Here is a 12,577-nt window from a genome sequence, read left to right on the forward strand (position 1 = left end):
CAAACTCCTTATCTGAAATAGATCCTGTTGAGGTTCTTATACCACTCATTATCTATCGCATCGAAATCTTCTTTTGTGAACCTGACGACCCAGTTGCCTGAAGGCGTTCCCGGGACATTCATTCTGGTGTCGCCGCCGTAACCGAGCATATCCTGGATGGGGATGATCGTGACGTCCGCATGGCTCATCCAAAGCGTTCTGATAATGGCCCTGCACGAACCGCTGTGCGTGCCGCCGTCGCCCCAGTTGTCGCCAGTAAAACCGCAATACTCAAGGCAGGTCTTTCTGACTTCCTCAGGACTGTCCCAAAGCCAGCCGAGAAGGGTGTTGTTATCGTGCGTTCCTGTATATGCGACGCAGTTATTGTCAAAGTTGTGAGGCAGGAATGAGCTGTTGTCTCCGGGATAGAATGCAAATTCCATAACGCGCATTCCGGGGATCCCGACCTTGCCCATGAATTCTGCCAGATCGGGCGTAACCTCACCGAGATCTTCCGCGATGAGACGAGATCTGTCCTTAAACTTCTTATCGTATTCGTCGAAGAAATCCAGTCCCGGACCGGGGATCCATTTCCCGTCCCTGGCAGTCTCTGCATTGGCATCGATCTCACAGTATGAAGAGAAAGCGCGGAAGTGATCGATCCTTAAGTAATCGAAGAGCTTGAAGTTGTCTTCAAGTCTGCTCATCCACCAGGCATAGTGATCTTCCTTCATCTTTTTCCAGTCGTAGATGGGATTGCCCCAGAGCTGACCGTCAGCACAGAAATAATCCGGCGGAACGCCTGCCACGCTCTCGAAAACAAGAGCTTCCGGCTTGGGTTTTCTGGGCTCTTTCAAAGGTTCGCCGTCCGCGTCCTTATCGCCTTTTTCCAATGCCTTTCTGTATTTATCCATCGCCTTCTCATAGTCTTTGAGGACCTTGTTGGTCTTGGCAGATGAAGCCATCTTGAAAAGATCTCTGCTCGCCCAGACATCTGCAGAATCTCCCGAAACATAGAACGGGATATCGCCTATTATCGAGATGCCGAGATCGTTGATCTCTTTCTTTATCTGAGACCACTCGTCGAAAAAGAGATACTGGACAAAACCGTGATATCTGTAGTTCGGATTGTTCTTGAGTTCTGCCACTGCAGCCTTGTCGTAATTCTTGAGCCTTGCGTCAGACCATTCCCACCAGGGCTTTCCGAAGTCCGCATCCTTTACCGTCTGGTATGCGGCCACATCCTGAGCCCACTTGTTGTCCTTTAAGAACTTGTCCGCTTTTGAAAGAAGCTCTTTATCAGCGCGCTCAAAAGCCTTTCTTAAGAGCTCATCCCTGTTAGTCCTCAGGAAATCGTAGTCGATCCTCCATTTATTCTGGGTATATTCGGCCTGTTGCACTTCTGCAGGTGTGAGAAGTCCTCTGCTCTCAAGTCTCCTCGGATCGATAAAGAGCCAGTTGCCGGCAAATGCCGAGAAGCTCTGATATGGGGAATTGCCCATTCCCGGATACGAGAAAGGCAGTACCTGCCAGTATTTCATTCCCTGAGAAGCGAGCTGCTTAGCAAAGTCTACCGCCTCCTGTCCCATCACGCCCGTACCGAACGGTCCCGGGAGTGAGCTGATGTGCATCAAAACGCCTCCGCCACGTCTCATTATTTGTAATTCCTCTTTTTCTTATATATAATTACTTGTCTCCTGAACGGAGACTATTACGTTATTATACATTTATTGAGGTCAAAATGAATTACTCGACTGTTGATGAGATAAAAAGACGCCGCACATTCGCGATAATATCGCACCCGGACGCCGGTAAGACCACGATCACGGAGAAACTTCTCCTCTACGGAGGAGCTATCCACCAGGCAGGCTCGGTAAAGGCGCGCAAGGCTGCACGTCATGCCACTTCTGACTGGATGGAGATCGAGAAAAAGCGTGGTATCTCCGTAACGTCATCAGTAATGCAGTTTGAATACGACGGCTGCCACATCAACATCCTCGATACCCCCGGTCACCAGGACTTCTCGGAAGACACATACAGAACGCTCTGTGCTGCAGACTCCGCGGTAATGGTGCTCGACGGCGCGAAAGGTGTCGAGGCCCAGACCATCAAGCTTTTCCAGGTATGCCGCAGACGCGGTATCCCGATCTTCACGTTTATAAATAAGATGGACCGTGCAGCCAAGAATCCTTTCGACCTCATGGACGAGCTAGAGAAGGTATTGGGCATCAGATCAGTCCCAATAAACTGGCCTATCGGCACGGACGGTGACTTTGAAGGCGTATACGAGAGAGAGACACGCAACGTCCTTCTCTTCGACCGTGAGAACAACGATCACGGTGCATCGATGGTAACCCAGAGCGTATCGGGCATCGACGATCCCAAACTCGATGAGATGCTTATGCCGGGTCACCTTGAAACATTAAGAAATGACATTGAACTTCTTGATATGGCAGGAGACGAGCTCGATATGGACAAGGTCCTCAAAGGTGAGCTCACACCCGTATTCTTCGGTTCCGCCATCACAAACTTCGGTGTTGAACCGTTCCTTCAGCACTTCCTCAAGATGAGCCCGGGACCTGCTCCCCACCACACGACAGACGGCACGGTAGAGCCCGAGGATACGATGTTCTCAGGCTTCGTGTTCAAGATCCAGGCAAACATGGATCCTTCACACAGAGACCGTATGGCATTCATCCGCATCTGCTCAGGCCAGTATGAGAAGAACATGACAGTCAATCTCATGCGCACCGGCAAAAAGATCACGCTTGCCCAGCCCCAGCAGTTCATGGCACAGGACAGGGCCATCACCGAAGAGGCTTATGCAGGCGACATCATCGGCATCTTCGATCCCGGTAACTTCAGGATCGGCGATACGATCATTTCCACAAACCGTAAATTCGAGTTTGATCCGATCCCTGTTTTCGCACCCGAGAATTTTGCACGTGTCGAACCCAAGGATTCAATGAAGAGAAAACAATTCCTCAAGGGCATCGAACAGCTCTCGCAGGAAGGTGCCGTCCAGCTCTACAAGCAGCCGAACATCGGTACTGAGACATACGTTATGGGCGTGGTAGGCATCCTTCAGTTCGACGTGCTGGAATACAGACTCAAATCAGAATATAACGTCGACATCGTAAGGACTGCGCTTCCCTATCGCCTCGCGCGCTGGGCAAAGTCGGAAGTCGAGGGATTCGATCCCAAGGAACTTACACTTACCTCGACTTCGCTTCTCGTTCTCGACAGGGACGATGCACCCGTGGTTCTTTTTGAATCCGAATGGGCTGTCGACTGGGCTGTCGAACACAATGAGAAGATGAAACTTTCATTCGAGAATATCAATTCTAAGTAACCCGTTCTCCGATATAATCGGAAACAAACACTATTTCCAACAAAAGTTAAGGGGCTGACTCATCGCTTTGAGTCAGCCCCCTATTAATTCAACATTCAGCGCTCAGCGCGCTAAGTCTATTATACGGAATAACGGTTCTTGCAAACGCCGTTTGTACCGAAATCGTAGACCCTGCCGTTGTCCTTATAAAGACCTGTTACCATGTAATAAGCGCCTACTAAAATAGCATTGTTATTATTATTGTTGCTCTTATAAGCGAAATAATAATCCTTGCCGTCGATCCTTCTCCAGCCTGAACTGGTAACGAGCGAACCGGTCTTCTTATCAGCATAAAGGTATCCGTATTCAGTCTTTATCCAACCGAACTGCTGAACTCCGTTATTTCCGAAATAATACTCAGCTCCGTCAATATAGCTCATACCTGTGTACATACTAGGCGCACCGTAATTGCCGAGGCCAAAGTAATACCATTTGCCTTCGATCTGCTGCCAGCCGGTAACAAGTCTGCCGGCACTGTTGCTGTAGTACCAGGTTGAAGTGGAAGGTCCTCCGTAATAGCTGTAAGAGGAGCTGTTCTTGACTTCTATCCAGCCGTTGCTGACCATGGCACAGGTTTCCATATCAAAGTAATAATAGTCGCCCTTGATATTGCATGTACCACGTATTGCGCGGGGGTCATAGTCTTCATTCTCATTAAAGTAATAATACTTTCCTTTGATCTTCTGCCAGCCTCTGACAGCCTTTCCTGTACTGTCAAAATAGTACCAATCGCCGACATCATATGTCTTGCCTTCATAAACATACTGTTCATCATTATACCAGCCGGTGATCATTGCACCCTTTTCATCGAAGGCATAGTATTTACCTGCGATCTCCTGAAGACCGTAAACCATTCTCGGAGTATAGTACATCGCATAATAGGAGTCTTCCGGGACATAGAAAAAGTAATACTTTCCGCCGTCCTTGAACCAGCCCGTAACCGCTCTTCCGTTGCTGTCAAAATAGTACCAGTAGTTATCTACATCCTGCCATCCTGTCCTCATAATGCCGTTGTTTCCGAAATAGAACCAGTGATTATTCAAATACTGGAAACCTGTATACATATAAGGGTTGCCGCTTTCACGGAAATAATACCAGGCACCTTCGATCTTCTGCCAGCCGCTTACCGACTTGCCCTTCGAATTGAAGTAATACCAGTCATCGTTGTATTCGATCCAGCCGGTCTTCATCTTGCCGTTATGATCAAAGAAGAAATAGCAGCCATACTTGCTGTCTTTATAGAGTCCGACAGTCATCGCGCCGGTGTTGGTGTCAAAGTAATACCACTCTTTTCCGATCTCCTGCCAGCCTGTGAGTTTTACGTCATTCTTGTAGTAATACCATACACTGCCGTTCGGTACCCACCCGTTCTTTGCATTGGATGCTACATCAGTAACGGCATCCTCTTCGATCTCGAATGAAACGATCTCATCTGTGACCTCGGCAGAAATATCTTCTTCATCTTCTGCAACAGTGACTTCAGCTTCTGCATCTTCATCAATTGATGCCGTTTCTTCAATAACAGCATCTTCTACGGTTACAGCATCAGCTTCTGCTTCCGCATCCTCGATGATTTCTTCATCCTCTTCGGTTGCGGCAGTCTCGCTGGTCACATCAGCATCGATGTCCTGAACTTCAGCATCTTCCTCAGACACTGCAATATCTTCAACAGCATCGGTCAGTTCAACGTCCGCGTCGGCCGCCTGCACCTCATCGGCCAGAGCAGCACATCCGAGGGTGAACACTGTGGCACAAGCTACCGTGACACATACCAGATGCTTTATATCTGTTTGTTTTTTCATGGAGTACCTCCTGTTTGATTATGATGGAAACACCGGACCGTCAACCCTTGGGTGCATTACGGCAAACACCGTCTGTACCGAAGTAATACATTGTCCCGTTGATCGTCTTGTAGCCGGTTGTCATATAGTAATAATCGAAATAATAGTCTTTTCCGCCTATCGTCTGCCAACCTCTGGCAAGTTCGCCCTTGCTGTTGGCATACATATATGTACCGGAAATCTTTATCCAGCCGGTCTTCATTACGCCATCGTCACCAAGGTAATATCCTTTTTCTGTTTCAGAGTCTGTAAATATTCCGGTCTTCATATAAGGATAATCATTTGAGTAATTACCTTTATAGAAATAATACCATTTCCCGCTGATCTTCTGCCAACCGGTATATGCTGCACCGTTCTTTTTGAAATAAGCCCATTGCGGCGTATCACCATAATAATATGAAACCTGCTTCCAACCGCCGTTGAACATGGCACATGTTTCAGTATCAAAGAAATACCACTTGCCATCTATCTTCCTTAATCCTCTTGAAGCACGTGAACTGGAATTAATATCGAAGTAATACCACTCTCCGCCAATCTGCTGCCAATCCGTAAATGCCTTTCCGTCTTTACCGAAATAGTACCAGTCGCCTCCATAGACAGTCTTACCCTCGTACTCATATGTGTATGTGTTATACCAGCTGCTGGTAATCATCGCGCCGTCTGAACCAAGTCCGTAATATGCATTCGTCTCATTGTCATAAATGACGCCGGTCCTCATTGGATGCTGTCCCGATGTGTCGAAATAGTAGTATTTTCCGTCTATCTTCTGCCATCCGGAAGCAGCTTTTCCGTTATTCTTGAAGTAATAATAATATGTAGAGCCATAACTCTGCGTCTTATACCAAGCCTTCGCCAATGAAGCACCGTTCTTGCCGAAACAATAGTACTCACCGTCTATGTTGCAGATTCCGGTATACATATAAGGCTCGCCATTAGGATTGAAATAATACCACTTTCCGTCGATTTGAGTCCAATCCGTTGCAGCTTTTCCGGAATTGTAGAAGTAATACCACCTGTTGTTGTACTCCTGCCAGCCCTTCTGGATATCACCTTTGGGTCCGAAAAGGAAATATGCATCATATTCGGAATCTTTCTGAAGGCCTAACATCATTCTTCCGCTGTTATTGCTATCGAAGCAATACCATTTTCCGCCTATCTCCAGCCATCCGTACTGACGGGAGCCGTCCACATAGTAATACCAATAATTGTTGTAATCCTGATACCAGCCGTTTTCGGGTATATCAGCATCCGTAACCACATCTGTAACTGTTTCTTCAACATCCTCAACGATGACTGCTGTTTCGTTCTGCTGGGCGGCATCTTCGCCGTCGCCGTCGACTTCATCAGCCATTGCGAGACAGCCGAGTGAGAACACCGTAGCAGCCGTAACCGCAACACATACCAGATGCTTAATATCTGTTTGTTTTTTCATGGTCAACCTCCTGAATAATTTTGACCCATATATTATACTTTAAAATAATAGTGCTTACCATCAGAACAGGGGACATTTCCTTGCACGAAAAAGAGGTTGCCCTCTTGTTAAAGTAGGACAACCTCTGATATTTCAATATGATTTTCTTATCAATCGGAAGGACCGGGATCATTCGAATCGTCGGGATCAGCAGGGCCCGGTGCGGGTGCAGGTCCGGGAGCGGGTGCAGGAGCAGCAGGAGCAGATCCGTCTCCGAAGACTACGGGAGTTTCAGACATAAGCCTTGAATAAGCGTCATCACTCTGTGCGCCGGCATCAGTTCCGCCGGAATAGCCTTCGCCCGGATAGACGGCACCAAGGTTGCCTTCCGCCACATAGATCTTCTCAAAATCAGGTCCGTCTACGGTAAGCTTGTCTATAAGTCTTTTCGCAAGACCTTCGACCGTATTGCGCTTCTCGATAAGGATCCTCTTCGTCTCCTCATAGCATGTGTCGATAATGGACTTGATCTCCTCATCGATCGCTGCTGCAGTCTGGTCGGAATAACTCTGTACCTGACCCATGGAGTATCCGAGGAATACTTCCTCATTCTCATCGCCGAATACCATGTTGCGGAATTTCTTGGAAAGACCGTAGCGCTTTATCATATTCTTTGCGATATTGTTGCACTGCTGAAGATCGGAAGCAGCACCCGTCGATACTTCTCCGAGGAAGACCTCTTCTGCGGCACGTCCGCCCAAGGTCATCTTGATGGTATCAAGGAGCATCTTCTCAGTATAGAAATCAGTGTCTTCGATAGGCTTATAAGCAGTAAAGCCACCTGCGCTTCCGGCAGGAACGATCGTAACACGGTCGACCTTCTCAAACTCGGAAGTTGCACGGAGAACGACTGCATGTCCCGCCTCGTGATATGCAGTAAGGCGCTTAACCTTGTCGCTGAGCTTCTTGGAGTTCTTCTGGGGACCCATCTGAACTCTGAACATGGCATCGGTGATCTCCTGCATCGTAATCTCTTTTTTATTGTGGCGGGCAGTCATGAGAGCCGCTTCGTTGAGCAGGTTCTCAAGATCAGCACCCGTGAATCCGACAGTCGAAAGCGCTACCTCGTGAAGGCTTACATCCTTTGCAAGAGGCTTCTTGCGCGCATGTATCTTCAGGATGGCCTCACGCGCATCGGCATCAGGCATATTTATCATGATACGTCTGTCAAAACGGCCCGGACGAAGGAGAGCGGGGTCGAGTACATCGACACGGTTTGTGGCTGCCATGACGATAACATTGGAATTGACATCAAATCCGTCCATCTCGACAAGGATCTGGTTCAGCGTCTGCTCACGCTCATCCTGACCGCCGCCGAGGCCTGCGCCTCTCTTACGGCCGACAGCATCGATCTCATCGATGAATACAACTGAGGGAGCTTCCTTCTTAGCGTCGGAAAAGAGCGATCTTACACGTGAAGCACCGACACCGACGAGCATCTCGACGAAGTCGGAACCGGAGATGTAGAAGAACTTAACTCCCGCCTCACCTGCAACGGCTCTGGCGAGCAATGTCTTACCTGTACCGGGCGCACCGTAAAGCAGAACACCCTTCGGGATCTTTGCACCGAGTTCCTGATACTTCTTCGGGTTCTTGAGAAAATCAACGATCTCCTGAAGTTCCTCTTTCTCTTCGATGGAACCTGCGACATCAGTGAATTTTACCTTGTCCTTGTTCGGATCAGAGACTCTCGCACGGTTGTTGCCGAAGCTGAAAACGCTGTTGCCGTCCCTGCTCTGTCTCGTAATGCTGAGGAACAGGACAATGACAATAATGAGCGAAGCCGCGAACATAACGATATTTACAACCAGCGACCAGTCAAATGGTTCGGAATAGTTATAACCGTCGATCTTTCCTGCAGCCTTTGCACTATCGAGCTTCAGGACCAGATCGTCAACGAACTCATAAGGGACATCCTGGGTTACCTCAACGTCAAGTCCCTCGGGATTTTTATAGATAACGGAAACCACCGTTCCCTTGATCTCGACCAGGCTGACCTTGTTGCTGTCATCTTCGATAATAGCCATTACATCAGACAGCTTTGACTTTTCCTTCTGACCGTAATTGCCTCCGAAAACGATAGTCGAGAAAGCTATCAATATGACTATCATCAGCACGTAGAAGAATAATCCTCCCCCTATCGGTCTGAAGTTTCTCTCGTTCTTATCTGACACTTCTCTTATTCCTTTCTAACGATTCTCACGTCATCAAAATCTCTATATTCGCCGTCAAGATCAAGACCGTATCCGACTATGAACTCGTCGGGGATCGTGATCCCGTTATAATCCGGCACCAGATCATTCACTCTTCTGCTGGGCTTGTCGAAAGCCGTACAGATCTTGAGGGACTTGGGCTGTCTTTCAAGGAGTTTTTCCTTAAGGAGCGCCAGTGTCCTTCCGGTATCGATAATGTCTTCGACGATCAGGACGTTTCGGTCCTTTATATCGTATGACAGATCCTTCTTTATCTTGAGTTCTCCCGTGGAAAACTCTCCGACATAAGAAGATACCTGCATAAAATCAACGATAACGGGCATCTCAAGACGTCTTACAAGGTCAGCCGTAAATATGAAAGCTCCCGTAAGGATACCGACGACGACCAGCGGTTCGCCTTTGTAATCGCTGTTGAGCTCGCTGCTCAAACGCTCGAGCATCTGCTCGATCTCAGCATGGGATACTAATACTTCATCAGTATTGATCTTCATCTTACTGCTTCCTCTCTATCGCAAACCTGACCAGCCTGCCGGGCTCTGCACCCTCATCAGCTCTGCCTGCAATGTATCTCTCGCGGCTTACGGAGTTGGTAAAACCGACACCGTGTCCGAAGCCGGGCAACCACAAAACTTCCCCGCCGTCCCTGATAAAAAGGACCTGTCCTCTTGCAGAGCCGGGGATCTTAAGATCGGTCATCAGGCGTTTAAGATCTTTGCCGCCTGCAGAACCGGCCTTTCTGATGTGAAGTCCGGATGCGGATCCGCTGCAGTTACCCAATGTGAGTCTGCCTTCATGAAATGCTTCAACAGGACAAAACCACGACGAATTATTATACTCTAAATCGCCCTTATTCTCAATTATCCGCACCCTGAGTTTTAAGGCAGAATTGGGGATATCGGCACTAAAACCCTCATCAGCCTCAATGTCTTCAAGGCTGATATCAAGATCCACGGGGCCGCACGACACGAAAAAACCCTGTGCTTCCGCGATCTTCCCCGCAAGCTCACCCATACCGCCGGCAGTTACAAAAGCAAAGATATCACCATATCTGTATGCCTTCCTGCCGAACGGCATATCGATCGTAACCTCTCCATTAACATCGCGGCCTGCAAGAAAACTGCTGTCACTTAAGTGTGTTTCCTCAAAATCTATGAGATCACCGAAAGTCTCCTGCCAAAGAAGCCTCAAGGCACGCGACTTTATCGCGGGATGAAGATCCCTTATGCCTGAAACTCTGAGAGCCGGATGATCCGATATGGTCATACGGTTAGATATATAAGCCTCTCCGGAATATGAGCTGATGAAATCAAGATCATCACTTAAGAGTTTGTAGGTCCTGGCAAGCGGTACTGCGGGATCTTCGTTATAAAACTCTCCGATCCTCGGAAGAAAGTCATTGCGCCATGTATTACGGGTTCCGTCAGTTGTCAGATTGGTCATATCAGTGGCATAAGCAATGCCGCGGCTTTCCAGGAAAGCGACAAGTTCGCTCTTCTTAACGCAAAGGAGCGGTCTGATAAGCCTTCCGGACCTGCTCTTTGGATTGACCAGACCTTCCAGACCGGAGCCTCTGAAAAGATTCATCATCATGGTCTCAGCCACATCATCCTTATGATGAGCTGTGGCAACAAAGACCTTCTGCCCGGTTTCTTTTTCAATGGATAAGGCATATTGCTCAAAAGCCTCATACCTGAGGACTCTTCCTGCGGTCTCATCTGAAATTCGGTTCATCTTTGCAAAACCGGCACAGTCAAAATCGATGACCTTAAGACCTACACCGAGTTTTCCGCACAACTGTCTTACCTGCTCTGCTTCCTCATCGCAGACACCGGGTCTCAGATGGTGATTGCAGTGAAATGCGAGGATCTCCGCTTTGAGATTCCCACGGGCCTTCAATTCCTTAAGAATGGTCAGAAGTGCAACCGAATCGGGTCCCCCGGACAATCCGACAATGATGGTTCCGCAATCAAAAAGTCCCCTGCCCTCTGAAAACTCAAGGACTCTGTCTAAGATCTGATCTGTCGCGGACTTTGCCTTATCGTCGTTCAAATTCCAAACCCGTCCGGGTAATCCTCACTTGCCTGCGCAAAGAATCCGCCGTCACCGTCTTCGGGCGGATAATATTCGGTGTCAGGCATATCAGGCTCCGCAATCGGCGCCTCATCCCTGGTTACGCTGTCAAAATCATAATTTTGAGCCGCTGCGTCTCCGGAAACCGTTCTTGTATAAGGACTGCTGTCCTCATCACGCGGATCGTCCTTCTTCAGTTCGATGAAGGTTGTCTTATTCGGGATCCAGCATACGGTGTCCCTTCCGGTCTTGCCGTGACGGTTCTTTGACAGATATATATATGCAGTTTTCGGATCGTTCTTATCCGAAACGACCGGCTGCTGCTTATTTTCATTATCAGATGTGTTTTCTTCGTCGTCTTTTTTCTTATAGTAGTCGGGTCTGTCGATAAACATTACCGTATCGGCGTCCTGCTCGATGGCACCCGAATCTCTCAGGTCGGAGAGCTGCGGCGTATGGTCGTCTCTCTGTGCGGCACCTCTTGAAAGCTGTGAAAGTGCGATGATCGGAATGCCGAAATCCTTCGCAAGGATCTTCAGAGATCTCGAGATGGCGGTGATCTCCTCATTACGGGATCTTCCGCCCGAACCCGGCATCGTCATTAGCTGGAGATAGTCGACGATAACAAGTCTCGGCTTCGTCTTTTCATTTGCATTGAGCTGTGTAAGTTTTGACTTCATCGAGACCGGATTCGTATCGGAATTGTCATCGATATAGATCGGGAATTCCGACAGTTTAGCGAGGGCATTCGATATCTGCTGCTTGTCATTCTCATCCATCTTCCTTGAATATATGATCTCGTTTACCGATTTGTTCATGGAAGAGGACATAAGTCTCTGCGCGATCTCCTGCTTGCTCATCTCCAAAGAGAATATGGCAACGGGATTCTGGTTTGCAGCAACATTTGCAGCCATGTTGATGGCTAATGCGGTCTTACCCATGGCAGGGCGCGCTGCAAGGATATTGAGTGAGCCCGGCCTTAATCCGCCGAGCATCTTGTCGAGTCTGTCAAAACCGAGCTTTACCTTTCCTCCGCCTTCTTCGTCGCGGAGTTCGTTGGTTATCTCGGTAACAGTATATTTAAGTATCTCGGAAAGACCTTCGAAGCCTTTTGTCTCACCCGGACCCTTAAGTCTGGATATCTCATTGACTGCGTAATCAACGGCTTCATTCGCACGGAGCTGACCGGTAAGAGTCTTTGCCTTTATGTCATCGACAGCCTTAAGGAGTTTTGCCCTGTCGCTCCTCTCCCTTATCGCCTCGATATAACTCATAAGCGCAGACTGAACGGCGGTCTTATCGCCTACGCGGTAGAAATATCTCTGACCGCCGGCTTTCTCGGCAAGACCCCTTCTCTCAAGTTCAGAAAAAACGGTGATCCTGTCTATCTGGGCATTATCAAGGAACATGTCGATGATGACGCCGTATATCACTCTGTTGCGTGAATCCGTAAAATCAGCCTCGGTGAGCTTGTTCTCGACAGTCTTGATGACCACCTCATTGTTACGCATGCAAAGCGCGAGGAGAGCCATCTCGACTTCCACTTCACCATTGGCGTCTGCTGCCTGGTCGATCAGATTATTAAGATAATCGAGCTCGTCAGCCATATGAC

8 protein-coding genes are annotated in these 12,577 nt (G+C 48.4%); 1 reads left to right on the forward strand and 7 read right to left on the reverse strand.

Going from position 1 to position 12,577, the window contains the following annotated elements; all coding sequences use genetic code 11:
* Positions 1–8 precede the first annotated feature (8 nt).
* Complete coding sequence (locus BO18_RS16495; RefSeq protein WP_081861100.1) at positions 9–1,634, reverse strand: 4-alpha-glucanotransferase; 1,626 nt, start codon at positions 1,632–1,634, stop codon at positions 9–11.
* Between the two features lie 86 nt (positions 1,635–1,720).
* Here BO18_RS16495 and BO18_RS16500 point away from each other — a divergent pair, with 86 nt between their 5' ends.
* Positions 1,721–3,331, forward strand: coding sequence for a peptide chain release factor 3 (locus BO18_RS16500; protein WP_034448092.1), 1,611 nt, complete (start codon positions 1,721–1,723; stop codon positions 3,329–3,331).
* Positions 3,332–3,450: 119 nt separating this feature from the next.
* On the opposite strand, the gene BO18_RS16505 is transcribed toward BO18_RS16500, so the two are convergent.
* From BO18_RS16505 to dnaB, 6 genes are all read right to left on the reverse strand, one after another.
* Positions 3,451–5,172, reverse strand: a complete 1,722-nt coding sequence (locus BO18_RS16505) for a hypothetical protein (protein ID WP_034448094.1) — start codon at positions 5,170–5,172, stop codon at positions 3,451–3,453.
* A 40-nt stretch (positions 5,173–5,212) separates the two neighbouring features.
* A complete protein-coding gene (locus BO18_RS16510) occupies positions 5,213–6,643 on the reverse strand; it encodes an N-acetylmuramoyl-L-alanine amidase family protein (RefSeq protein ID WP_034448097.1) in 1,431 nt (476 codons plus the stop codon).
* Positions 6,644–6,792: 149 nt separating this feature from the next.
* Positions 6,793–8,856 (reverse strand): ATP-dependent zinc metalloprotease FtsH, encoded by a 2,064-nt coding sequence (gene ftsH, locus BO18_RS16515; protein WP_066738354.1) that lies wholly within the window; start codon positions 8,854–8,856, stop codon positions 6,793–6,795.
* A 5-nt stretch (positions 8,857–8,861) separates the two neighbouring features.
* Entirely contained in the window at positions 8,862–9,386 is a 525-nt protein-coding gene (gene hpt / locus BO18_RS16520; protein ID WP_034448100.1) for a hypoxanthine phosphoribosyltransferase, read from the reverse strand.
* Position 9,387: 1 nt separating this feature from the next.
* Positions 9,388–10,944 (reverse strand): tRNA lysidine(34) synthetase TilS, encoded by a 1,557-nt coding sequence (tilS, locus tag BO18_RS16525; RefSeq protein ID WP_034448102.1) that lies wholly within the window; start codon positions 10,942–10,944, stop codon positions 9,388–9,390.
* A complete protein-coding gene (gene dnaB / locus BO18_RS16530; protein WP_051688855.1) occupies positions 10,941–12,572 on the reverse strand; it encodes a replicative DNA helicase in 1,632 nt (543 codons plus the stop codon). The genes tilS and dnaB overlap by 4 nt, the downstream gene beginning before the upstream one ends.
* Between the last annotated feature and the right edge of the window lie 5 nt (positions 12,573–12,577).

The organism is Butyrivibrio sp. AE2032 (assembly GCF_000702965.1).

Excerpts from the sequence above, each read along its gene's own strand:
- BO18_RS16495 (WP_081861100.1), bottom strand. The coding sequence starts at position 1,634 with ATGAGACGTGGCGGAGGCGTTTTGATGCACATCAGCTCACTCCCGGGA.
- BO18_RS16500 (WP_034448092.1), top strand. The coding sequence starts at position 1,721 with ATGAATTACTCGACTGTTGATGAGATAAAAAGACGCCGCACATTCGCG.
- BO18_RS16505 (WP_034448094.1), bottom strand. The coding sequence starts at position 5,172 with ATGAAAAAACAAACAGATATAAAGCATCTGGTATGTGTCACGGTAGCT.
- BO18_RS16510 (WP_034448097.1), bottom strand. The coding sequence starts at position 6,643 with ATGAAAAAACAAACAGATATTAAGCATCTGGTATGTGTTGCGGTTACG.
- hpt (WP_034448100.1), bottom strand. The coding sequence starts at position 9,386 with ATGAAGATCAATACTGATGAAGTATTAGTATCCCATGCTGAGATCGAG.
- dnaB (WP_051688855.1), bottom strand. The coding sequence starts at position 12,572 with ATGGCTGACGAGCTCGATTATCTTAATAATCTGATCGACCAGGCAGCA.